This window comes from Acidiphilium sp. 20-67-58 (assembly GCF_002255515.1).
Lineage (GTDB): Bacteria > Pseudomonadota > Alphaproteobacteria > Acetobacterales > Acetobacteraceae > Acidiphilium.
On record NZ_NCAS01000016.1, the window covers coordinates 44,017 to 65,569 of the forward strand.

A 21,553-nucleotide genomic window follows, 5' to 3' on the forward strand; every position below is an offset into this window, starting at 1 on the left:
CTCACTAAGCGAACCGGCACTGCCGGGAACGTGGACGCACCTTCGGGGTGCGCGCCCGTTCCGTCATGCTTGCGCGCCTGATCCATGGTGCAAGCGTGGCGGAGCCTACCGGTGCAACATCAGCGGCAGGTCCGCGTCAACAAGAAGGAGTGCGGCACGCATGACCAAGCGTACCGAGAGCAAGTACAAGATCAACCGCCGCCTCGGCGTCAATCTCTGGGGCCGGCCGAAATCCCCGATCAACAAGCGCGAATACGGCCCCGGCCAGCACGGCCAGCGCCGCAAGAAGCCGTCCGACTTCGGCGTGCAGCTGATGGCGAAGCAGAAGCTTCGCGGCTATTACGGCAATATCAGCGAGAAGCAGTTCTACAAGTATTACGAGGAGGCGGTGCGCCGTCGTGGCGATACTTCCGAGAACCTGATCGAACTGCTGGAGCGCCGGCTCGATGCGGTGGTCTATCGCATGAAGTTCGCGATCACCCCGTTCGCCTCGCGCCAGTTCGTCAGCCATGGCCACATCATGGTCAACGGCCGCCGCGTCAACATCGCCTCCTACCAGGTGCGCGACGGCGACGTGATCGAAGTGCGCGAGAAGTCGAAGCAGCTCGCCGTGGTGCTCGATTCGGTGCAGAGCGCCGAGCGCGACGTTCCGGAATATATCGAGGTCGACCACCGCGCGATGAAGGGCACCTTCGCCCGCGCGCCGAAGCTGGCCGACGTTCCCTATCCCGTGCAGATGGAACCGAACCTGGTCGTCGAGTTCTACTCGCGCTGATTTGGTTGTTCTGCTCGCGCTGACCCGGTTGCCGGTTTGACGTCATGGGGCCTGTATCCGCACCGGGTATGGGCCCCGTTTCGTTTCGGCCCCACGTTTCGTTTCGATCAAGGAGAGGCGGCATGACCACGACAAGGCGCATCATCGGCCTGGCCCTCGCGCTGGCGCTGGCGGGAACGCTGGCTGGTTGCGGGATGTTCGGATCGGTCGGTTCGGCGGGGAAGGGCAGCGCGACCCTCGCCATTCCGCAGCAGGGGCGCTAGAGCACGTTCCGATCAATCCGGATCGGATGATGCTCTAGAGCAGTATACTGATAACAGCCCACCCCCGCGGCGTGACGCCGAGTTGCGGCTGACGCCCTATTCAGCGGGCGGGAAGGCGCCGGTGCGGACCTCGTCGGCATAGGCGCCGATCGCCTCGCGGACCACCCGGGCGCCATCGACATAGACCTTGGCGAAGCCGGGCACATAGCCGCCGGTCAGGCCCAGCACGTCGTGCATCACCAAAATCTGCGCGTCGGTCCCGTTGCCGGCGCCGATGCCGATGGTCGGCACGCGGACGCGCTGGGTGATCTCGGTGCCGAGCCCGGCAGGGATCGCCTCCATCAGCACCATGCGCGCGCCGGCTTCGGCGAGGGCGCCGGCGTCCTCGATCATCCGCGCCGCCGCGTCCTCGGTCTTGCCCTGCTTGCGGAAGCCGCCGAGCTGGCGGACATGCTGCGGCGTCAGCCCGATATGCGCGCAGACCGGCACGGCACGGGCCGAGAGGAAGCCCACGGTCTCGACCATCGCCGCCCCGCCTTCAAGCTTGATGATGTCGGCGCCGGCCTTGAGCAGCTGGGCGGCGCTGGCGAAGGCCTGGGCCGGGCCGGCCTCGAAACTGCCGAAGGGCAGGTCGGCCATGATCAGGCAGGAGGGCGCGCCGCGCGCGACCATGCCGGTATGATAGACCATCTGCTCCAGCGTGACCCGCAGCGTGTCGCGTTCGCCCTGGACCGTCATGCCGAGGGAGTCGCCGATCAGGATGCCGTCGATCCCGGCGGCCTCGGCGAGCTTCGCGAAGGGATAGTCATAGGCGGTGATCAGGGCGCGGCGCTCGCCGTTGCGCTTCGCGCGTTCCCACGATCCGATCGATTTGCGGTCGGCCTTGCGATCTGCCGTTTCCATCGTCCTGCCTTCTGCCTTTCTGTGCTGGGATCTGCCTGCGCGCTACGAGGCTTCGGCAATCAGCCGCTCGCCATCCGCCGTGACCTCGCGCAGCGTGCCGCTCGATACGTCGAAATAGAAGCCATAGACGCCGAGCTGGCCGGCTTCATGCGCCTCGGCGATCCAGGGGAAGGTCATGAGGTTTTCGAGCGAGACCCGCACGCTCTCGATCTCGGCGCGGCGGGCAGCCTCGACCGGATCATCGGCGAAGCGGGCGGCGCGCTTGCGGGCCGGCTCGGCGATCCGCACCCAGTTCGCCACGAAATCGCGCGCCTCGGGCGGCGGCTCGTGCAGCAGCGCCGCGATGCCGCCGCAGGAGGAATGGCCGATCACCGCGATGCGCCGCACCCGCAGCACCCGCACCGCGAATTCGAGCGCCGCCGAGGTGCCGTGATTGGCGGTGTCCGGCGCGTAGGGGGGCACGAGATTGGCGATGTTGCGCACGGTAAAAACATCGCCGGGCGCGCAGTCGAAGATCATCTCCGGGGTCACCCGGGAATCGCAGCAGCCGATGGCGAGCGTGTGCGGCCTCTGCCCGTCGCGCGCCAGCGCCTCCAGGGTTTCCCGCTGCGACGGCCAGCGCCCGTTGCGGAACCGCCGATATCCGGCCAGCAGCTCTTCCATCTCGGCTCCTCATCCAGTGTCCCGAAGCTGAAAACCACCGGATTTCATGCTCAAGATGGACACTCTAAAAATCAGCGACCTGGTGGCCGGCCCGTCCCTGGAATTCATCCACGAATTGCAGGAGCGGGACACCGCCCCTCTGTCGATTAACACCCATGCCGCGATGCGGCAAACCTTGTCTCATTCCGTGAACCGCCCGGCCTGAGGCTGCGCCACCCCTTGCCGCGATGCGGCGGCGGCGCATACTCTGCCATGGAAGCTTCACAGGTGATCCATGCCCGATACCCATGCCGAGCGTCTCGCCCCGCAACTGACCGAATGGCGCCGCTACCTGCACCAGCACCCCGAACTCTCGTTGCAGGAGCGGAACACCGCGTCATTCGTGTGCGAACGGCTCACCGAGCTGGGGATTCCGTTCGAGGCCGGGATCGGCGGGCATGGCGTCGTCGCCACGCTGCGGCGCGGCGGCAACCGCAGCGTCGGCCTGCGGGCGGACATGGACGCGCTGCCGATCACCGAGGCGACCGGTCTGCCCTATGCCTCGAAAACCCCCGGCGTGATGCATGCCTGCGGGCATGACGGGCATACCACCTCGCTGCTGGGTGCGGCGATGCTGCTGCGCGACGATCCGGACTGGTCGGGCACCGTCCATCTCGTCTTCCAGCCCGCCGAGGAAGGCTTCGGCGGCGCGCTGGCGATGATGGAGGACGGGCTGTTCCGCCGGTTCCCGATGGAGCGCATCTTCGGCTATCACAACTGGCCGGGCCTGGAAGCGGGCGCGATCATGATCCATGACGGGCCGATGATGGCCCAGGGCGAGCGCCTCGCCATCGCCATCCACGGCCATGCCGGCCACGCGGCCATGCCCCATCTCACCGCCGATCCGGTGGTCTGCGCGGCGCAGATCATCGTCGCGCTGCAAGCGGTGGTCTCGCGCAACGTCAATCCGCTCGATGCCGCAGTGGTCTCGATCTGCGGCCTGAAGGGGGCCGACGCCGACAACCAGGTGCCCGAGACGGTGACCCTGCGCGGCACGGTGCGCGCCCTGCTGCCGGAGGTGTTCGATCACGTCGCCGCGCGGATCCGCGAGATCGTCGAGCACACCGCCGCCGCCATGGGCTGCCGTGGCGAGGTGACGTTCGAGCGACGGCTGGCCGCGACCATCAACCACCGGGAGGAGGCCGCGCGGGGCCGGCTGGTGGCGCAGGAGCGCGGGATGAAGGTTCTCGCCGACCTGCCGCCGACCATGGCGAGCGAGGATTTCGGCTGGTTCCTGCAGGAGGTTCCGGGCGCATATGCCTGGATCGGCAACGGCCCCGCCGCCCAGGGCGCGTTCCTGCACAACCAGAACTACGATTTCAACGACGCCATCCTGCCGGTGGCCGCCGGCTATCTCGCCGGCGTGGCGAAAGCGGCGCTGGCGGGCTGAAGCGAGGCGCCGATGGAGGATTTCCAGCCCCGCACGCCGGCTCCGCTGACCGCGGCGAAGCGGCGCGACATCGCCCGCCGTCTGGCCGCGGGCGAGAGCGCGCCCGCTGCAGCCGGCCGCGAAGCCAGCCCGCCGGCGGACGACCCAGCACGGCGCGTGCGCGACGCGGTGGCCGGGCGGGTCGGTCTGGTCAGCGTCAGCTTGCCCAATCTTGCCTATCCGCTCTGGGTCCGCGCCGGCAGCTGCGATGCCGCGGCCGCCATCGCGGCGGTGCGCGAGGCGGGCGGCGGGCTCGATCTGCCGTTCCTGCCGCACCGGATCATGGTGATCGGCGATGCCTATCTCGCCGTGGCACTCGCGGCGTCCTACCCGGATGCCGGGCTGGTCAGCGTCGAGCCGGTGCCGGACCGCGCCCGGCTGCACGCGCTCAACACGCTGCCATGGCGCCGCATCGCCACGATCCACAATCCCCTCGGCGTCGCCGGCACCCGCCTTGCCATCGTCACCGCCCCCGAAACCGGCGGCGAACGCCTGGTGCCGGACCCGAACGGCGAGATCGTGACGCTCGGGTTCGGCCAGGTATTGCAGCATTTCGGCTGGTCGAATGCCGACCTGCTGGTGATCGATCCGGCGGTCTGCCCCGATCTCGCCAATCCCGCGATCGACGCTGACCTTGCGGCCTTCAGGCGGATCATGATCCGCGCGGGCACGGCCGGCGCCGGGGCCGGGCTCGCCGCGCGCCTCCCGCCGCCCGCCTGGCGCGCCGGGGCGGCGCCGCGCCATCTCGTCTTCGATCGCGCAGCCGCCGGGCCGCGCGCCGCCGCCCGCCGCCAGAAAGTGTTCGACCTCGCCGGCGACAGCATCGCCTGCACCCTGCCCGCGCAGGGCTGGCGGCCGGCCGGGGAGACCGGGTTCTGCCTCGCGCCGCCCGCCGGGGGAGGGGATGTCCGGCTTTCGCTGCGCTGTTTTGCCGCGGGGGCGTCGGGGTTCGAGGTGGGGCTGCGGCTGCTGCCCGCGCCGGTGGCGCCGACACAGCTTGCGATCGGCTTCGCCGCCGCGGATACGGGCCGGCCGATCCATCGCGCCGTGCGCGAGATCAGGCCGGGCGAGAGCGTGGTCTGGCGCTTCGACCTGCCGGTGTTTTTCGGCGAGATCGACATCGTGTTCGAGGCCGCGGTGGCGGCGGGGGACGGGCCGGGCGGGTGGCTCGAACTCCACGATCCGGCCCTGCTCTGAACCGCGACGGGCCTTCAGGGTGGAGTGGAGCGAGCCGGCGATCGTCCTCAGCGTCGCTACTTTCGGCGAGAGCGACCTGCGCGCCGTCGTCCTGACCGAGACGCAAGGCGCCTGGCACGGCCTCGCGCGCGGCGGGGCCGGCCGGCGCGGGGCGGCGATCTGGCAGGAAGGCAATCTGATCAACGCCCGCTGGGTCGCGCGGCTGCCCGAACAGCTCGGCAGCATCAGCGGCGAGCTGGTGCATCCCGCCGCCGCGATCGCGATGGCGGACAAGCTGGCGCTGGCGGTGCTGCGCGCCGCCTGTGCCGTCGCGTCCGGGGCGCTGCCGGAACGCGAGCCGCATCGCGGCGCCTTCATCCGGCTTGCCCGGCTGCTGGGCGGCATCGGCGTCGCCGGTGCCGCGCTGCCGGCGCTGGTGCGCTTCGAGCTGGAATTGCTGCGCGAGCTTGGCTACGGGCTCGACCTGTCGTGCTGCGCGCTGACCGGCACGGCGGCGGACCTTGCCTTCGTCTCGCCGCGCAGCGGCCGCGCCGTCTCGCGCGCCGCCGCCGGGGACTGGGCGCCACGGCTGCTGAAGCTGCCTTCCTTCCTGCTCGACGAGGATGCCGCCGACGACGAGGCCGATCTCGCCGCCTGCCGCGACGGCTTGGCGCTGACCGGCCATTTCCTCGCGCGCGATGCGTTCGGCGCGCGCCACGCCCCGCTTCCCACGTCCCGGCTCGACCTCTATGACCGGCTGACCCGCAGGCTGAACGGAGACGACGATGCCCGATGATCTCCTGGGCAATGTTCAGGACACGAAACTCGCCACCGCCCTTTCGGAGCGGTACCTTGCCTATGCGCTCTCGACCATCATGGCGCGGTCGCTGCCGGATGTGCGCGACGGGCTGAAGCCGGTCCATCGCCGGCTGATCTTCGCGATGCGCCAGCTTCGGCTCGATCCGGGCTCGGGCTTCAAGAAATGCGCCCGCGTGGTGGGCGACGTGATGGGCAAGTTCCACCCGCATGGCGACATGTCGATCTACGAGGCGCTGGTCCGCCTCGCGCAGGATTTCGCATCGCGCTACCCGCTGATCGAGGGCCAGGGCAATTTCGGCAATATCGACGGCGATAACGCTGCGGCGATGCGCTACACCGAAAGCCGGCTGACCGAGGTCGCCGCCGCGTTGCTGGAGGGGATCGACGAGGACGCCGTCGATTTCCGCCCGACCTATGACAACGAGGATTCCGAGCCCGTCGTCCTGCCCGGCGCGTTTCCCAACCTGCTGGCCAATGGCGCGGCCGGCATCGCCGTCGGCATGGCAACCTCGATCCCGCCGCACAACGCGGCCGAGCTCTGCGCCGCCGCGATCCATCTGATCCGCCATCCTGATGCCGGGACCGCGGCGCTGCTCGATTTCGTGCAGGGGCCGGATTTCCCGACCGGCGGCGAACTGGTCGAGGACCGTGCGACCCTGCTCTCCGCCTACGAGACCGGCCGCGGCTCGCTGCGGGTGCGGGCGCGCTGGAGCCGCAGCGACCTCAAGGGCGGGACGTGGCAGATCGTCGTCACCGAAATTCCCTACCAGGTGCAGAAATCCCGCCTCATCGAGCAGGTCGCGCAGCTGATGTACGAGCGCAAGCTGCCCTTGCTGGGCGACATCCGCGACGAAAGCACCGAGCGCGTGCGCATCGTGCTCGAGCCGAAATCGCGCACCGTCGATCCGGACATGCTGATGGCGAGCCTGTTCCGCGCCACCGCCTTCGAGCAGCGCTTCAGCATGAACATGAACGTGATCGACGCCGACCGCACGCCGCGGGTGATGGGGCTGCGCGAGATGCTGCGCGCCTGGCTCGATCACCGGCACGAGGTGCTGGAGCGGCGCTCCCGCCACCGGCTCGCCGCGATCGCCCGCCGGCTGGAAATCCTCGAAGGCTATCTCGCGGTCTTCCTCAATCTCGACGAGGTGATCCGCATCATCCGCACCGAGGACGAGCCGAAACCCGCCCTCATCGCCGCCTTCACCCTGGCCGACACCCAGGCCGAGGCCATCCTCAACATGCGGCTGCGCAGCCTGCGCCGGCTCGAGGAGATGGAAATCCGCAAGGAGCACAAGGCGCTGACCGCCGAGCGCGCGGCGCTGGATGCGATGATGGCCGATCCGGCGAAGCGCTGGGCGCGGATCGAGGCGGAAATCGAGGCGACGGCCAGCAAATTCGGCGGCGGCCCGGGCGCGCGGCGCACCACGATCAGCGGTGCTGCGGCGCTCACCGAGGTCGCGGTCGAGGCGCTGGTGGAGCGCGAGCCGCTCACCGTGATCCTGTCGGAGAAAGGCTGGATCCGCGCGCTCAAGGGCCATGCCGTGGCCGAGGCCGATCTGAAATTCAAGGAAGGCGACCGGCCGAAGGCGCTGCTGCGCTGCTCCAGCCTCGACCGGGTGACGGTTTTCGTGACCAATGGCCGGGTCTACAGCCTGCGCGCCGCCGAACTGCCGCGCGGCCGCGGCGATGGCCAGGCGATCCGGCTGGCGATCGATCTCGGCAACGAGGACGAGGTGGTGTCGCTGTTCATCGCCGATCCCGAGGCGCGCTATCTCGTTGCCGGCACCGACGGGCGGGGCTTCATCATCTCCGGCGCCGAGCTGGGTGCGGAGAAGCGCACCGGCAAGCAGATCCTCACCGTCCGGCCGGGGCAGGAGGCGATGCTGTGCCGCAAGATCGTGGGCGATCATCTCGCGGTGATCGGGCAGAACCGCAAGCTGCTGGTCTTCCCGCTCGACCAGGTGCCGGAAATGGCCCGCGGCGCCGGCGTGATCCTGCAGAAATACAAGGATGGCGGGCTGGCCGACGCCAAGGGCTTCACCCTTGCCGCCGGGCTGAGCTGGCGCCTTGGCGACAAGCTGCGCACCGAAACGCGGCTCGCCGAATGGCTGGGGGCGCGCGGCCAGGCCGGACGGCTGCCGCCGACCGGCTTCCCGCGCGCCGGCACGTTCGGCCCGCCGGACGATGACGCGGGCTGATGCGCGACCCCGCCTGACCGATCGCGCGGGGCTGCCGCTGGCGGGCGGCAGCCTCGCGCTGAATTTCCGCGCCGTCTCGCTGCTCGAGGGGGTGCGCGCCGCGATCGCGGTTGCCGGCACGCTGGGCGCCGGCGCCTTGCTCGGCCTGCCGCAGCTCGGCCTTGCGGCACTCGGCGCGCTGCTCGCCTGTTTCACCGATCCGGGCGGCGCGCTGCGCGCCCGCCTGCCGCCAATGCTGATCTTCGGCGTCGGCGGGGCGATCTGCCTCGGCCTGTTCCGCTTGCTGGACGGGGTGAGCCCGCTGCTGGCCATTCCGGTCGCCGGGCTTGGCATCTTCTGTTGCAGCCTCGCGCGGATCTATGGTCAGGGCGGGCTGCTCGCCGGCAACCTGCTGGCCGTGACCATCGTCCTCGCGCTCGACATGCCGACCGGCTCGCCCCTCGCCGCAGCGCATGCGGCGTTCGGCTTCTGGGCGGGAGCCGCGGAAGCCGCGATCCTGACCCTCGCACTCTGGCGCATCCGCCCGTTCGGCCCGGCGCGCGCCGCGCTGGCGGATGCGGCGCTGGCGCTCGCCGAACTGGCCCGCGACCTTGCCGAACGCGAGGCGGATCCCGGCGGCGAGACCGGGTTCGACCTGCACGCCCGCGGCCATCGCCGGGCGGTGCGCGAGGCGATCGAGCGCGCCCGCGCCGTGATCCTGGCCACGCTGCGCCGGCGCGGCGCCGCCAGCCAGCGGGCGAACGTGCTCGTGCTCCGCATCGCCACGTTCGACCAGCTGTTCGGCGCGCTGATCGCGCTGGGCGAGGACATGGCCGCGCATGGCGGCGGCGATGCGGCGTCCCGCCGGGCGGCGGCGGGCATTGGCGACGTGCTGGCGGCGATGGCCCCGGCGCTGGAGGCGGGCCAGTCGCTCGACACCCCTGGCTTCCGCGCCGCACTCGGCGCGCTGCGCGAGGGGGCGGTCATCGCCTTGGGCGATCCGGCGCGGCGCCGGCCGCTCGCCGCGGCACTCGACCGGCTTTCGGTGCTCATCACCGTCTCGAACGCACCCGGCGCGCCGGTCGCGGCCGAGAGCGCGCAGCCCGGGCTGATCGCCGCCATCCTCGCGCCGCTGCGCTCCAATCTCACCCTGGCGTCGGTGCCGCTGCGCCATGCGCTGCGGACGACACTGGTCGCCACCCTGGTTCTCGCCTTCGTCGCCTGGCTCGGCAACCCGTTCGGCCACTGGCTCGCCATCACCGTGATCCTCGTGCTGCAGCCGCATTTCTCGGCCACCTGGGTGCGCGCGGTCGAGCGGGTCGGCGGCACGGTCGCCGGCGGGCTGCTCGCCGCCGGCATCGGCCTCTTGGTGCACACGAGGCTGGATCTCGCAGTGGCGATGGTGCCGCTCACCATGTTCGCCTTCGCCGTGCGCGGGGTGAACTACAGCGCCTGGGTCGTGCTGCTCACGCCGATGATCGTGCTGCTGATCGAGCAGATCGATCCGGGAGCGAACCAGTGGGTCGTCGCCGCCTCGCGCGTCGGCTTCACGCTGGCCGGCGGCATCCTCGCGGTGGCCGCCAATCTCGTGCTCTGGCCGAGTTTCGAGGGCAACCGGCTTGGCGCGGCGCGGCTTGAGGCCATCGCCGCGCACCGCGCCTATCTCGTCGCGACCTTCGCCCATCTGGCCGCCGCGGCGCCGCCGCCCGAGGCCGCGCGCCGGCAGGCGGGGCTGGCGAGCAACAATCTCGAAGCCTCGATCGCGCGGGTGATGATGGAGCCGCACCGCGATGACGACAAGCTGCTGCGCGCCGCGATCGTCACCGATGCCGCCCTGCGCCGCACCGCCGGCAGGCTGGCGGCGCTCGCCCTCGAACCCCGGCCGGAGGCGGCGTTCAGGGCAGGCTGCCAGGCCTGGGGCGCGGCGCTCGCCGCCTGGTTCGATCCCGACCTGCCGGATCCGCCGCCCTTGCCCCCGCCGGTAGGCCTGCCCGCGATCGATGAGGGGCTTGCGCGGCTGGCCCGGCAGGCCGAACTTGTCCGCGAACGCGTGACGTCGGAGACCACCGCATGAGCGAACAACGCCCATCCCGCCGCAATGGCGGCGTCGTGCGCATCATCGAGGCGCTGCTGTTCGGCGGCCGCTGGCTGCTGGCGCCGCTCTATCTCGCGATGCTGGTGCTGCTGGCGCTGATCGTCGCGCGGTTCATCGTCGAGCTCGTCCATGCCGCACCCGGCCTGATCGCGATGAGCGAGACGCAGGTGATCATGGCGACCCTGTCTCTGATCGACCTCTCGCTCACCGCCAACCTGATCGTGCTCGTGATACTCTCCGGCTACGAGAATTTCGTCGCCCGCATCACCCTGGCGGAAGGCGACCGCAGGCCGGAATGGATGGGCAGCATCGATTTCGGCGGGCTCAAGCTGAAAATGCTGGGCTCGATCACCGTGATCGCGGCGGTGCATGTGCTGCGGGTGTTTCTCGAGGTGCGCGCCGAGCCCGACCGCGTCGTGCTGTATCAGTCAGGCCTGATGCTGGCCCTGGTGCTCACCGGCCTATTGCTGGCGCTGACCGACCGCATCGCCGGTCACGACTGAAGCAGCGCCGCGAGGAAGCGGCGGAACCGGTCGGGCTCCACTGTATAGGCCTGCGGCGCGGTCTCGTGGATGCCCTCGCTCAGCAGGCCGATCCGCTGGCCGCGCAGTGCCGCGATCGCCGACTGGTCGAGCGCGTGGCAGCGGATCACGCCGGTCACGCAATCCGGCCCGGCAAAGATCGCGTTGTGCAGCCCCGAGCCCATCGGCCCCACGATCGCCCGCGCGCCGGCGAACAGCCCCATCTGTTCGGCGAAGGGCAGGGTTTCCGGCCGCAGCACGGCGAAGCCGAATTCGTCGCGGGCGATCGCGGCGATCTCGTCCTCGTTGGCGTAGCGGCGCTGCGGCGCATGCGGGTTGGCGAAATCGCCGCGGGCAACGAAGATCCGCTCCATCGGCATTGCCGGCGGGCGGGCGATGCGGGAGAGCATGTGGTCGATCAGCCCGCCCGTGAGCGGGTGATATCCGCCTGTGCGGCCGAGCAGCGGCAGGATGATGGCGTGGTCGAGATCGAGCTGCTCGCGCGCGGAATCGTACCAGATGGCCTCATCTGTATCGACACCGAAATGATCGCGCATGATCGCGATGAACCAGTCCGGCATCTCGCGGTCGAGCACCGGGCGCACCCCGTCGAGCAGCGACAGGAACCGGATGGCCAGCAGCAGCTTCGGCAGCATCTCGATCAGCAGATGGCCATAGACCCGCACACCCCAGCCGTGAAAGACGAAGCCCAGCCGGGTCTCGCGCCGCACCGGCAGGGCGGCGAGATGCGCCGGCATCGCCCCGTCCTCCTGCTGCACGATTCGGCGAACATAGACAGGCATGACGCTCTCGTCGTCGAGCAGCGCGCCGCCATGCCAGACCAGCCCCGGCCCGGCGAGGCGCGCCCGCATCGGCCCGAGCATGGCCAGGTCGAAGGCCGCGCGCGGCGCCTCGGCGTGAAGCCGGATCCATTCCGGCGCGATGAACTCCGCATCCGCCGGCCGGGGGATGGGCAGGGCCGCCGGCATCGCGGCGCCGGCGAGGCGGATCCGCGGGATCGCGCCGCCCGCCGCGCGCAGCAGGCCGGAGGCTTCAGCGCTCGTAATGGTCGGCCACCAGCCGGTCGAGCAGGCGCACGCCGTAGCCGGTCGCACCTCTCGGGCCGACCGCGCCCTCCTTCGTCGCCCAGGCCATGCCGGCGATGTCCAGATGCGCCCAGGGCACCTTGTTGACGAAGCGCTGGAGGAACTGCGCCGCGGTGATCGAGCCGCCGGCCCGGCCGCCGCCGATATTCTTCATGTCGGCGATGTCGCAATCGATCAGCTTGTCATAGGCATCGCCCATCGGCATCCGCCACACGCCCTCGCCGGTGATCTTCGCCGCCTCGGCGAGCTGGCCGGCCAGCGTGTCGTCGTTCGAGAACAGGCCGGCATTCTCATGGCCGAGCGCCACGATGATCGCCCCGGTCAGGGTCGCGAGGTCGATCATGAAGCGCGGCTGGAACCGCTCCTGCGCGTAGGTCAGCACATCCGCCAGCACCAGCCGCCCCTCGGCGTCGGTATTGAGCACCTCGATCGTCTGGCCCGAGAGGGAGGTGACCACATCGCCCGGCCGCTGCGCGCTGCCGGAGGGCATGTTCTCGACCAGCCCGACCAGCCCGACCGCGTCGACCCGCGCCTTGCGCCCGGCCAGTGCCGCCATCAGCCCGATCACCGTGCCGGCGCCAGCCATGTCCCATTTCATGTCCTCCATCCCGGCGGCGGGCTTGATCGAGATGCCGCCGGTATCGAAGGTCACGCCCTTGCCGATGAAGACCAGCGGATCGCGCGGGACGGCGCGTGCCTTGCGCGCGGGTTTCACCGCCTGCTTCGCCTGCGCCTTGCGGCCGCCGGCCGGGGCTTCCGGCTCGGAGGCGCCGAGCCATTGCATCACCACCACGCGCGGCTCGTTGACGCTGCCGCGGGCAACGCCGAGCAGCGCGCCGAAGCCGCGTTTCTCAAGGTCGCGCTGGTCCATCACCTCGACCTTCACGCCGAGCGACTTCAGCGCCTTCGCACGGTCGGCCATCTCGGCCGGGGTGAGGATGTTGGCGGGCTCGGAGACGAGGTCGCGCGTCAGCTCCACCCCGGCGGCGAGGGCGGCGAGCGGCGTGAAGGCGGTGCGCGTCGCGGCGGCATCCGGCGCCAGCACCGTGAGGCGGGCGAGTTTCGGCCTCTGCTCCTCCTTCTGGCGGGTGCGGTAGCGATCGAACCGGTAGCTGCGCAGCCGCGCGCCGAGGGCGGCATGGGCGAGCAGGGCGGGTTCGAGCGCATCGGCGGCGAGGGCTGCCACCGGCTCCCTCAGCAGCATCGCCGCGGCGGAGGCGCCGGCGCTTTCGGCGCGATGCGGTGTCACGTCCTCGGCGGCGCCGAGGCCGATCAGCACGACCCGGTCGAGACCGCCGCCGGGCGCGATCAGCGTCGCGGTCTGGCCGCGCTTGCCGGTGAAGCGCGCCGCCGCCATCGCCCGGGCGAGGCCGCCATCGAGTGCCGCATCGAGTGCTGCCGCCACCCCCTCCGGTGCGGCCCCCTCGGCCAGCAGCAGGGCGAGGGCGCCGCTTTCGGGCAGCGCGGTCTTGGCAAAGCCGATGTCGATCATGCCGTCTTGTCCCGTTTTCCGTTTCGTTTTGTGTCGCGAACCAGCATGCCCGCCAATTTGGCGTTTTCCAAGCCCCGCGATATCAGGCGCGCATGAATGACAGTGAATTGCTCGAACTCGCCGCCTCGCTGGCCGAGGCCGCGGGGAGTGAAATCCTGGCCGTCCGCGCCGGCGGCTTCGCGGTCGACCGCAAGGCCGACGAAACCCCGGTCACCATTGCCGACACGCGGGCCGAACGCCTGATCGTCGAGGGTCTGCGCCGGGCCGCGCCGGAAATTCCGGTGATCGCCGAGGAGGAGGTCGCCGCCGGGCGGCAGACCGACCCGGGCCAGCGCTTCTGGCTGGTCGATCCGCTCGACGGCACGCGGGAATTCGCCGCCGGGCGGGACGAGTTCGCCGTCTGCATCGGGCTCGTGGTCGATGGGCGGGTGCGTCTCGGCGCGGTCGGCGCGCCGGCGGAAGGGGCGGTGTATGGCGGGATCGTGGGGCAGGGGGCGTGGCGGCAGACCAGCGCCGGCCGTCACCCGATCGCGGCCCGCACGCCGCCGGACGAGGGGATTACCGTCTATGCCTCGCGCCATTACGCCGACGATCCGCAGCTCGCCGCCTATCTCGCCCGCTACAAGGTGGCGCGGCTGACCAATATCGGCTCGGCGCTGAAATTCTGCCGCCTTGCCGAGGGGGCGGCGGATTTCTACCCCCGTCTCGGCCGGACCATGGAGTGGGACACGGCGGCGCCGCAGGCGGTGCTGGAGGCGGCCGGCGGCCGGGTTCTCACCATGACGGATGAAACCCCGCTGCGCTACGGCAAGCAAGGGTTCGAGAACCCGCATTTCCTCTGCTTCGGCCGCCCTCCCGGCTGAAGGTGTGGGCCGTGCGCTCGCTCAGGGCGCCGGCCAGAGCCAGGCCGCGCCCCGCACGCCCGAGGAATCGCCGTGCTTGTTGCGGACCACCGGCGTGTCGAACGTATCGCTGATGATGTAGGGTTTCATCAGCCTCGGCAGGTCGGTGTAGAGATGGTCGAGGTTGGACAGCCCGCCGCCCAGCACGATCACGTCCGGGTCGAGGATGTTCACGATCATCGCGAGGCCCCGGGCCAGCCGCTCGGCATGTGTCGCGAGGGCGCGGATGGCGCGCTCCTCGCCGGCGGCGGCGCGCGCCGGCAGGCGGCCGGCATCGCGCGCGCCCGGCCCATCGGCCTCGGCGGCGAGGGCGGGGCCGGCGATATAGGTTTCGAGGCACCCGGACTTGCCGCACCAGCACCGGCGCAGCGGCATTTCCTCCATGCGCGGCCAGGGCAGCGGGGTATGGCCCCATTCGCCGGCGATGTGATGCCGCCCTTCCAGCACCTTGCCGTCGACCACGATGCCGCCGCCGCAGCCGGTGCCGATGATGACGCCGAACACGCAATGCGCGCCCGCGCCCGCGCCATCCGCCGCCTCGCTCATCGCGAAGCAGTTCGCGTCGTTCGAGACGCGCACGGGCCGGCCGAGCTTGGTTTCGAGGTCCTTGTCGAACGGATTGCCGTTCAGCCGCTCGGAATTGGCGTTCTTGACCAGGCCGGTAGCCGGGCTGATCGTGCCGGGAATGCCGATGCCGACCCCGTGCGCCGTGCCGAGCTGCGCCTCCGCCTCCCGCACCAGTTCGGCGATGGTCTCGATCGTGCGGCCGTAATCCTGGGGGGTGGGCACGCGCTTGCGATGCGCGAGCGAGCCGTCCGGCATCAGCGCCGCGATCTCGATTTTGGTCCCGCCCAGGTCGATGCCGATGCGATAGGTCATGATCTGTCCCGTCCGTTGCGTTCGTCGCCTCTATCACGCCATTGGGCCTATTGCTCAAGAGGCGGCGAGGCGTCACCATGCCGTCATGGCGGACAGGCAGCTCGATGCGCGCTATCTGAAAGGGCCGATGCCGGTGCTGCGGGCGGCCCGCGAACTGCGCCGCCTGGCACCCGGAACGCGGCTGCGCGTGCTGGCGACCGACCCCGGCACCGTCGTCGATTTTCGTGATTTCTGCCGCGATGCCGGCCACGCGCTGGTCTCGTGGAGCGAGGTGAAGGGCGTGTTCAGCTTCACCATTCGTGCGGCCGGCGCCGCGCGCGAGGCCGCGCCCCACGAAGCAGTGCCGCGCGGTCCGGCGACATGAGCTGACGCCTCGGGAAATGTCAGAATAAGGGGAGATACCAAGAAAAATGACCGTGGCCCTGATCACTCATCCTGCCTGCTTCGAGCACGATACCGGCCCGCACCACCCCGAGCGCCCGGCCCGGCTGCGCGCCGTGCTCGCCGCGCTGGAGACCCCCGAATTCCAGCACCTGCTGCGCGAGGTCGCCCCCGAAGCCCCCGAGTCGGCGCTGCGGGCGGTGCATCACGACGCCTATGTCGACTCGATTCTCGCGAAATTGCCGGCAGAGGGCGAGAAGGTGAATCTCGATGCCGACACGCTGATGAGCCGGGGCAGCCTCGCCGCCGCGCTGCGCTCGGCCGGCGGTGCCATGCGCGGGGTCGACGCGGTGATGGAGGGCTGGGCGCGGGCCGCCTTCGTCGCCACCCGCCCGCCCGGCCATCATGCCGAACCCGACCGGGCGATGGGGTTCTGTCTCTTCGCCAATGCCGCGATCGCCGCGCACCATGCCCGCGCGCGGGGCCTCCGGCGCATCGCCGTGGTCGATTTCGACGTGCATCACGGCAACGGCACCCAGGCGATGTTCGAGACCGATGCCGACCTGTTCTATGCCTCGTCGCACCAATACCCGTGCTACCCCGGCACCGGCCGGCCCTCCGAGCGCGGGGTTGCCGGCAATATCGTCAATGCCGTGCTGCCGCCGGGCTCGGGCTCCGAGGCCTTCCGCGCCGCCTGGCAGGAGACGCTGCTGCCGGCGCTGGAGCGTTTCGCGCCCGAGCTGCTGATCGTCTCGGCCGGGTTCGATGCGCATAAATTCGACCCGCTCGCCGAACTCAACGTGGAAACCGCCGATTTCGCCTGGCTGACCGAGGCGCTGGTGGGCATTGCCGACCGTCATTGCGGCGGCAGGGTGGTCTCGCTGCTCGAAGGCGGGTACGACCTCGATGCACTCGCCGCCGGCACCGCCGCCCATGTCCGCGCCTTGATGCGGCACTGATCCGGGGCTAGAGCATCATCCGGTCAGATGGAATGATATGGCCGGATAAAGATGCTCTGATAATCAACAGGATAGAGCATCATCCGGTCAGATGGGATCATCCGATCAGTTAAAGAAGCTCGGTTTGTCAATATGATAGAGTACTACATTCGATCCATGGGATCGGAAACGGCTCTATCGCGAGGAAAACTTGGGAGTTTTGATCATGGCCGCAGCCAAGCCGGATGCCGGCGCCCCCGATACGGGGCCGGACATCGACAAGTTGTCCTTCGAGGATGCCCTGGCCGAGCTTGAGCGCATCGTGCGCGGGCTCGAAACCGGGCAGCAGAAACTTGAGGACGCGATCGCGGCTTATGAGCGTGGCAGTCGCCTCAAGCAGCATTGCGAGGCGCGTCTGGCCGAGGCGGAGAGCCGCGTGCAGTCGATCGTCGCGCGCGCCGATGGCGCGCTTGCGCTGAAGGACGACCAGTGAGCGCCGCCGGGTCGGATGACGCCCTCGCCGCGGCGCTGCGCGATGCCGCCGCGCTGATCGAGACCGAGCTGGACGTGCTGTTGCCCCTGCCGGAGGGCGAGGAGCGGCCGCTGGTCGAGGCGATGCGCTACGCGGTGCTCGGCGGCGGCAAGCGGATGCGCGGTTTCCTCGTGATCGAGACGGCGCGGTTGTTTTCGGTCAACCTCACCTGCGCGGTGCGGGTGGCCGCCGCGGTCGAGATGCTGCACGCCTATTCGCTGGTGCATGACGACCTGCCGGCGATGGACGATGACGATCTGCGCCGCGGCAAGCCCTCCTGCCACAAGGCCTTCGACGAGGCGACCGCGATCCTCGCCGGCGATGCGCTGCAGACCCGCGCCTTCGAGGTGCTGGCCGAGCCCGATACCCATTCCGACCCCGAGGTGCGCTGCGAACTGGTGCTCGCCCTTGCGGCGGCCTCCGGCGCGCGCGGCATGGTCGGCGGCCAGATGATCGACATCGTCTCGGAAGGAAAGCAGCTCGAACCGCCGGTGATCACCCGCCTGCAAGCGCTCAAGACCGGGCGGCTGATCCAGTTCAGCGCCGAGGCCGGCGCCATTCTCGGCCGCGCGCAGGGCTCGCAGCGCCACCATATCGCCGGCTACGGGCGCGATCTCGGCGCCGCCTTCCAGATCGCCGACGACATTCTCGACGAGGAAGGCTCGGCTGCGAGCCTCGGCAAGACCGCCGGCAAGGATGCGGCCCAGGGCAAGGCGACGATGGTCGCGGTGATGGGCATCGAGCGTGCGCGCACCCATGCGGCGCATCTCGCCAGCCAGGCCGCCGCCTATCTCGACGGGTTCGGCGCGCAGGCCGACCTGCTGCGCGGCCTCGCCGCCTTCACCGTCAGCCGCCGGAGCTGACCGGCGGGCGATGCGGATCGTCATCGCCAGCCGGATTCTGAACGAGGAGGACATTGTCGAGGCCTTCGTGCGCCACAACGCGACCTTCGCGGCGCACCTGCTCTTCTTCGACAATGGCAGCACCGACCGCACACTCGCGATCCTGCTTGCGCTGCGCGACGAGGGGCTGCCGATCTCGGTGTTCCAGGCGCGCGCCGTCGGCTTCGACGAGGCGCGGGTGAATACCTGGCTCTACGAGACCGCGGACGGGCTGCACCGGCCGGACTGGGTGGCGTTTCTCGACGTCGACGAATTCATCGTCGCGGGCGAGGACGGGCTGGCCCCGCTTCTCGCCCCGCTTCTGGCCGCCGCACCGGCGCCGGCGGTGGCGCTTCCGCTCGTGAATTATCACGATACCGCCGATGACGATCCCGCCGAGTTGGTCATTCCGCGGCGGCTGCGCTGGCGCGCGCGGCAGATGCCGCCGGTGCCCAAGGTCATCGTGCGCGGCGGCTTCGGGGCGCGCTGCGCGATCGCACCGGGCAATCACGGCGCGTCGGTCGATGGCGTCGCATTGCCGCACGTGGGGCTGCCCGGCGCTTCACTCGCGCATTATCCCCGCCGCTCCGGTTGGCACGACCTGCAGAAATCCGCCATCGGCTGGCTCAAGGTGCTGGCCGCCCGCGGGCACGCGGCGCAGGCGGGGTATTCGGCGCATTACCGGGTGCCCTTCGAGCGTCTGCGCGATGCGCCGGCAAGCCTGCTGCGCGAGCCGGCCTATCTCGCCCAGCCGGTCGATCCGGCGCGGATGGTGCTCGACCCGATCGCGTATCGCGGCGGCGAGTTGCGCCATACGGTGCCGTCCGACCCGGCGATGCGTGCGCTCGCGGCAGCACTGCACCATGCCGAGGCGCTTGCCCGCGCCCATGGGCGGCTGCTCGACGAATCGGCCGAGGCGCGCGGCCTGGTCGCGCGATGGAACGGCGAGCGCAACTTCCTGTTCTGACCGGATGACGCTTCCAGAGCGTCGTCCGATCGGATGACGCCCTCGCGTCGCTCAGCCTTCCCGCGCCCGCTCGCGCAGCACGTATTTCTGGATCTTGCCGGTCGAGGTCTTCGGCAGCTCGCTGAACACGATGCGCTTCGGCGCCTTGAAACGCGCCATGTTCTGCTGGCAGAAGCCGATGATCTCCTCCGCCGTCGCGGTCATCTCCGGCCGCAGCACGACGAAGGCGCAGGGCACCTCGCCCCATTTCTCGTCCGGCGCGGCCACCACCGCCGCCTCCAGCACCGCCGGATGCCGATAGAGCACGGTCTCGATCTCGATGGTGGAGATGTTTTCCCCGCCGGAAATGATGATGTCCTTCGAGCGGTCCTTGAGCTCGATATAGCCATCCGGGTGCATCACGCCGAGATCGCCGGTCGCGAACCAGCCGCCGGCGAAGGATTTTTCCGTCGCCGCCGCGTCCTTCAGGTAGCCCATCATGACGATGTTGCCGCGCAGGAACACCTCGCCCATCGTCGTCCCGTCGGCCGGCACCGGCGCGCGGGTGGCCGGATCGGCGACCATCGCCCCTTCCTCGACCGCGTAGGTCACGCCCTGCCGCGCCCGCAGCGCCGCGCGTTCCGGCGCCGGCCGGCCGTCCCACGCCGCCTGCCAGGCGCAATAGGTCACCGGGCCGTAGGTTTCGGTCAGCCCGTAGACATGGGTGAGATCGACGCCGAGCCCTTCCATCGCCTCGATCACGGCGGCAGGCGGCGGCGCGCCCGCGGTCATCATCGCGACCCCGCGCCCGGCATAGACCGCGCGCTGCGGCTCCGGCGCGTTGATCATCATGTTCATGATCACCGGGGCGCCGCAGAGATGCGTCACCCCATGCCGCTCCACGGCGGCGGCGATATGCGCCGCGTCGATCCGCCGCAGGCAGACATGCGTTCCCGCCAGCGCGGTGATGGTCCAGGGGAAGCACCAGCCGTTGCAGTGGAACATCGGCAGCGTCCAGAGATAGACCGGGTGCTGGCGCATGTTCCAGGTGATGGCGTTGCCGAGCCCGTTCAGATAGGCGCCGCGATGATGATAGACGACGCCCTTGGGCTTGCCGGTGGTGCCGGAGGTATAGTTCAGCGCGATCGCCGACCATTCGTCGTCGGGGAATTGCCAGTCAAATCCCGCCGTGCCGGTGGCGAGAAAGTCCTCGTACTCCATCGCGCCGAGACGCGCGCCGCCCGGCCCCTCGGGATCGTCGATATCGATCACCGGCGGCGCGGCATCGCCCAGCTCGGCCAGCGCCGCCCCGATCACCGGCGCGAATTCGGTGTCGGTCAGCAGCAGCTTCGCCTCGCCATGGCGCAGGATATAGGCGATGGTCGGCGCATCCAGCCTGGTGTTGAGCGTGTTCAATACCGCCCCCGCCATCGCGACCCCGAAATGCGCCTCGACCATGGCCGGGATGTTGGGCGCCATCACCGCGACGACATCGCCCCGCCCGATCCCCCGCGCCGCCAGCGCCGCGCCGAGCCGCTTGCAGCGGGCGAAGGTTTCCGCCCAGCTCCGCCGGATCGCGCCGTGAACCACCGCCGTCCGTTCCGGCCAGACCCTCGCCGTCCGCGCGAGGAAGGAGAGCGGCGACAGCGCCTGGTAATTCGCTGCGGTCTTTTCGAGGCCGGCGGTGAAATCGGTCATGGGGTTTCCTCGGCGTGGCGGTTTGTTTGCCGGCAGGATATCAGCCGCTTCCCCGCGCCGCCATCCCGCCCGCGCGCGACGATGTGAACGGGAAGGGGCGCGGATGACGCTGGACATGGCGGGGTGGGGCGCCAAGATCGGCATCGGTCAGCGGGATGCCCGCCGGCGCCGGACCGCCTCATCCCGCCTTGCCAGACTTGCCGAAATCCCAGACTTGCCGAAATCCCAGACTTGCCGAAATCGAAGGAGTCACGCCGATGATCCGTTCCTTCCTGCCCCTTGCCGCGGCGGCGCTGGTCCTGCCCGTGGCCGCCCTGCCTGCCACCGCCCGGGCAGCGCCACCCGCGTCGCCCGCGGCGATCGTGGTCGTGCCCGTCGCGGTGCCGGTGATGGCGATGCCGGCCCCCCCGGTGACCCTGTTCCGCGAGATGGACGCGATGCAGCGCGCGATGCAGGTGCAGATGGCAGCGCTCGCGCGTCTTGCCGCGCGCCCGCCGGCGCTCCCGGCGATGGCCGGCCTCGCCGCGCCGCCAGCCGGCGGTGTGCGCATCACCATGGTCGCCGCCGGCGGGGGCAAGGGTGTGTGCAGCGAGCAGATGGAGATCATGCCGGGGCACGATGGAAGGATGCACGTCTTCGTCCGCCGCAGCGCCGGCTGCGCGCCGCAGGCCGCCGCGATGCCCTCCCACCCGCCGCATAAGCTTGGCGGTTACCCGCCGCAGGCACTTGGCGGCTACCCGCCGCAGGCCCGTCAGCGTCTGCCGGCGGACGCGCTGCCGCCGCCCTCGAGGACGATCGAGGCGGAGGACCTGGTTCCCGGTCGGGCGCGCGCGGCCGGCTGAGGCCGCAAGATCCGGCGCCGCCCGGTCTGCCCTGCGCCGCCGGCCTTGCCGGATCGGCGGGAGCCAGATAGTAGGGATCGCCAAGGTCCGCAA

Annotated in this window: 22 protein-coding genes; 16 read left to right on the forward strand and 6 right to left on the reverse strand. The window is 70.4% G+C overall.

The features are described from left to right. Positions 1-160 precede the first annotated feature (160 nt). Together rpsD and B7Z76_RS08110 are read left to right on the forward strand one after the other, a co-directional pair. Complete coding sequence (gene rpsD, locus B7Z76_RS08105; RefSeq protein WP_174504615.1) at positions 161-775, forward strand: 30S ribosomal protein S4; 615 nt, start codon at positions 161-163, stop codon at positions 773-775. 122 nt (positions 776-897) lie between these two features. Further along, positions 898-1,038, forward strand: a complete 141-nt coding sequence (locus B7Z76_RS08110; protein WP_291343239.1) for a hypothetical protein — start codon at positions 898-900, stop codon at positions 1,036-1,038. Positions 1,039-1,134: 96 nt separating this feature from the next. On the opposite strand, the gene panB is transcribed toward B7Z76_RS08110, so the two are convergent. Then, positions 1,135-1,941, reverse strand: a complete 807-nt coding sequence (panB, locus tag B7Z76_RS08115) for a 3-methyl-2-oxobutanoate hydroxymethyltransferase (RefSeq protein WP_291343241.1) — start codon at positions 1,939-1,941, stop codon at positions 1,135-1,137. A 42-nt stretch (positions 1,942-1,983) separates the two neighbouring features. Further along, positions 1,984-2,604 carry a carbonic anhydrase gene (locus tag B7Z76_RS08120; RefSeq protein WP_174504618.1) on the reverse strand — a complete coding sequence of 207 codons (621 nt, stop codon included), beginning with the start codon at positions 2,602-2,604 and terminating at the stop codon, positions 1,984-1,986. Between the two features lie 46 nt (positions 2,605-2,650). On the opposite strand from B7Z76_RS08120, the gene B7Z76_RS08125 reads away from it, so the two are divergent. The 7 genes from B7Z76_RS08125 to B7Z76_RS08155 all read left to right on the forward strand — a co-directional run bounded on the left by B7Z76_RS08125 (position 2,651) and on the right by B7Z76_RS08155 (position 10,845). Further along, complete coding sequence (locus B7Z76_RS08125; protein WP_174504619.1) at positions 2,651-2,809, forward strand: hypothetical protein; 159 nt, start codon at positions 2,651-2,653, stop codon at positions 2,807-2,809. A 69-nt stretch (positions 2,810-2,878) separates the two neighbouring features. Beyond that, positions 2,879-4,033: a M20 aminoacylase family protein gene (locus B7Z76_RS08130; protein ID WP_174504620.1), complete on the forward strand. Its 1,155-nt coding sequence runs from the start codon at positions 2,879-2,881 to the stop codon at positions 4,031-4,033. 12 nt (positions 4,034-4,045) lie between these two features. Then, the gene (locus B7Z76_RS08135) at positions 4,046-5,269 is read left to right on the forward strand and encodes a hypothetical protein (RefSeq protein WP_291343245.1); all 1,224 of its coding nucleotides are present in this window, start codon (positions 4,046-4,048) and stop codon (positions 5,267-5,269) included. Positions 5,270-5,288: 19 nt separating this feature from the next. Beyond that, a complete protein-coding gene (recO, locus tag B7Z76_RS08140) occupies positions 5,289-6,044 on the forward strand; it encodes a DNA repair protein RecO (protein WP_291343247.1) in 756 nt (251 codons plus the stop codon). After that, on the forward strand, positions 6,034-8,268 hold the full coding sequence (gene parC, locus B7Z76_RS08145) for a DNA topoisomerase IV subunit A (RefSeq protein ID WP_291343248.1): 2,235 nt from the start codon (positions 6,034-6,036) through the stop codon (positions 8,266-8,268). The genes recO and parC overlap by 11 nt, the downstream gene beginning before the upstream one ends. Beyond that, positions 8,255-10,321 carry an FUSC family protein gene (locus B7Z76_RS08150; RefSeq protein WP_291343250.1) on the forward strand — a complete coding sequence of 689 codons (2,067 nt, stop codon included), beginning with the start codon at positions 8,255-8,257 and terminating at the stop codon, positions 10,319-10,321. Before parC ends, B7Z76_RS08150 begins: the two co-directional genes overlap by 14 nt. Then, the gene (locus B7Z76_RS08155; RefSeq protein ID WP_291343252.1) at positions 10,318-10,845 is read left to right on the forward strand and encodes a YqhA family protein; all 528 of its coding nucleotides are present in this window, start codon (positions 10,318-10,320) and stop codon (positions 10,843-10,845) included. The genes B7Z76_RS08150 and B7Z76_RS08155 overlap by 4 nt, the downstream gene beginning before the upstream one ends. Here B7Z76_RS08155 and B7Z76_RS08160 read toward each other — a convergent pair. Together B7Z76_RS08160 and B7Z76_RS08165 are read right to left on the reverse strand one after the other, a co-directional pair. Next, positions 10,836-11,978 (reverse strand): DUF563 domain-containing protein, encoded by a 1,143-nt coding sequence (locus B7Z76_RS08160; RefSeq protein ID WP_291343254.1) that lies wholly within the window; start codon positions 11,976-11,978, stop codon positions 10,836-10,838. The two genes, B7Z76_RS08155 and B7Z76_RS08160, sit on opposite strands and share 10 nt — an antisense overlap. Beyond that, on the reverse strand, positions 11,917-13,461 hold the full coding sequence (locus tag B7Z76_RS08165) for a leucyl aminopeptidase (RefSeq protein ID WP_174504626.1): 1,545 nt from the start codon (positions 13,459-13,461) through the stop codon (positions 11,917-11,919). Before B7Z76_RS08165 ends, B7Z76_RS08160 begins: the two co-directional genes overlap by 62 nt. Positions 13,462-13,553: 92 nt before the next feature. Here B7Z76_RS08165 and cysQ point away from each other — a divergent pair, with 92 nt between their 5' ends. Further along, positions 13,554-14,324: a 3'(2'),5'-bisphosphate nucleotidase CysQ gene (gene cysQ, locus B7Z76_RS08170; RefSeq protein WP_291343256.1), complete on the forward strand. Its 771-nt coding sequence runs from the start codon at positions 13,554-13,556 to the stop codon at positions 14,322-14,324. Between the two features lie 21 nt (positions 14,325-14,345). Here cysQ and B7Z76_RS08175 read toward each other — a convergent pair whose 3' ends face one another. Then, positions 14,346-15,242 carry an ROK family protein gene (locus tag B7Z76_RS08175; RefSeq protein WP_291343258.1) on the reverse strand — a complete coding sequence of 299 codons (897 nt, stop codon included), beginning with the start codon at positions 15,240-15,242 and terminating at the stop codon, positions 14,346-14,348. A gap of 85 nt (positions 15,243-15,327) precedes the next feature. On the opposite strand from B7Z76_RS08175, the gene B7Z76_RS08180 reads away from it, so the two are divergent. From B7Z76_RS08180 to B7Z76_RS08200, 5 genes are all read left to right on the forward strand, one after another. Continuing rightward, positions 15,328-15,606, forward strand: a complete 279-nt coding sequence (locus B7Z76_RS08180) for a sulfurtransferase TusA family protein (RefSeq protein WP_174504629.1) — start codon at positions 15,328-15,330, stop codon at positions 15,604-15,606. Positions 15,607-15,652: 46 nt separating this feature from the next. Beyond that, positions 15,653-16,582: a histone deacetylase family protein gene (locus B7Z76_RS08185; protein ID WP_291343260.1), complete on the forward strand. Its 930-nt coding sequence runs from the start codon at positions 15,653-15,655 to the stop codon at positions 16,580-16,582. Positions 16,583-16,787: 205 nt separating this feature from the next. Beyond that, on the forward strand, positions 16,788-17,054 hold the full coding sequence (locus B7Z76_RS08190; protein WP_174504631.1) for an exodeoxyribonuclease VII small subunit: 267 nt from the start codon (positions 16,788-16,790) through the stop codon (positions 17,052-17,054). Then, positions 17,051-17,956 carry a polyprenyl synthetase family protein gene (locus B7Z76_RS08195; RefSeq protein ID WP_174504632.1) on the forward strand — a complete coding sequence of 302 codons (906 nt, stop codon included), beginning with the start codon at positions 17,051-17,053 and terminating at the stop codon, positions 17,954-17,956. Before B7Z76_RS08190 ends, B7Z76_RS08195 begins: the two co-directional genes overlap by 4 nt. Positions 17,957-17,966: 10 nt before the next feature. Continuing rightward, positions 17,967-18,941: a glycosyltransferase family 2 protein gene (locus B7Z76_RS08200; RefSeq protein ID WP_291343262.1), complete on the forward strand. Its 975-nt coding sequence runs from the start codon at positions 17,967-17,969 to the stop codon at positions 18,939-18,941. A 51-nt stretch (positions 18,942-18,992) separates the two neighbouring features. Here B7Z76_RS08200 and B7Z76_RS08205 read toward each other — a convergent pair whose 3' ends face one another. Next, positions 18,993-20,618: an acyl-CoA synthetase gene (locus tag B7Z76_RS08205; protein WP_291343265.1), complete on the reverse strand. Its 1,626-nt coding sequence runs from the start codon at positions 20,616-20,618 to the stop codon at positions 18,993-18,995. A 257-nt stretch (positions 20,619-20,875) separates the two neighbouring features. On the opposite strand from B7Z76_RS08205, the gene B7Z76_RS08210 reads away from it, so the two are divergent. Then, positions 20,876-21,460, forward strand: a complete 585-nt coding sequence (locus tag B7Z76_RS08210; RefSeq protein WP_291343267.1) for a hypothetical protein — start codon at positions 20,876-20,878, stop codon at positions 21,458-21,460. Positions 21,461-21,553 lie beyond the last annotated feature (93 nt).

Bases quoted from the DNA above. Each gene is read 5' to 3' on its own strand.
- B7Z76_RS08210 (WP_291343267.1), top strand. From the start codon at position 20,876: ATGATCCGTTCCTTCCTGCCCCTTGCCGCGGCGGCGCTGGTCCTGCCC.
- B7Z76_RS08205 (WP_291343265.1), bottom strand. From the start codon at position 20,618: ATGACCGATTTCACCGCCGGCCTCGAAAAGACCGCAGCGAATTACCAG.
- B7Z76_RS08180 (WP_174504629.1), top strand. From the start codon at position 15,328: ATGGCGGACAGGCAGCTCGATGCGCGCTATCTGAAAGGGCCGATGCCG.
- cysQ (WP_291343256.1), top strand. From the start codon at position 13,554: ATGAATGACAGTGAATTGCTCGAACTCGCCGCCTCGCTGGCCGAGGCC.
- parC (WP_291343248.1), top strand. From the start codon at position 6,034: ATGCCCGATGATCTCCTGGGCAATGTTCAGGACACGAAACTCGCCACC.
- B7Z76_RS08150 (WP_291343250.1), top strand. From the start codon at position 8,255: ATGACGCGGGCTGATGCGCGACCCCGCCTGACCGATCGCGCGGGGCTG.
- B7Z76_RS08130 (WP_174504620.1), top strand. From the start codon at position 2,879: ATGCCCGATACCCATGCCGAGCGTCTCGCCCCGCAACTGACCGAATGG.
- B7Z76_RS08165 (WP_174504626.1), bottom strand. From the start codon at position 13,461: ATGATCGACATCGGCTTTGCCAAGACCGCGCTGCCCGAAAGCGGCGCC.
- B7Z76_RS08185 (WP_291343260.1), top strand. From the start codon at position 15,653: ATGACCGTGGCCCTGATCACTCATCCTGCCTGCTTCGAGCACGATACC.
- B7Z76_RS08120 (WP_174504618.1), bottom strand. From the start codon at position 2,604: ATGGAAGAGCTGCTGGCCGGATATCGGCGGTTCCGCAACGGGCGCTGG.
- B7Z76_RS08200 (WP_291343262.1), top strand. From the start codon at position 17,967: ATGCGGATCGTCATCGCCAGCCGGATTCTGAACGAGGAGGACATTGTC.
- B7Z76_RS08155 (WP_291343252.1), top strand. From the start codon at position 10,318: ATGAGCGAACAACGCCCATCCCGCCGCAATGGCGGCGTCGTGCGCATC.
- rpsD (WP_174504615.1), top strand. From the start codon at position 161: ATGACCAAGCGTACCGAGAGCAAGTACAAGATCAACCGCCGCCTCGGC.
- B7Z76_RS08110 (WP_291343239.1), top strand. From the start codon at position 898: ATGACCACGACAAGGCGCATCATCGGCCTGGCCCTCGCGCTGGCGCTG.
- panB (WP_291343241.1), bottom strand. From the start codon at position 1,941: ATGGAAACGGCAGATCGCAAGGCCGACCGCAAATCGATCGGATCGTGG.
- B7Z76_RS08190 (WP_174504631.1), top strand. From the start codon at position 16,788: ATGGCCGCAGCCAAGCCGGATGCCGGCGCCCCCGATACGGGGCCGGAC.
- B7Z76_RS08175 (WP_291343258.1), bottom strand. From the start codon at position 15,242: ATGACCTATCGCATCGGCATCGACCTGGGCGGGACCAAAATCGAGATC.
- B7Z76_RS08135 (WP_291343245.1), top strand. From the start codon at position 4,046: ATGGAGGATTTCCAGCCCCGCACGCCGGCTCCGCTGACCGCGGCGAAG.
- B7Z76_RS08125 (WP_174504619.1), top strand. From the start codon at position 2,651: ATGCTCAAGATGGACACTCTAAAAATCAGCGACCTGGTGGCCGGCCCG.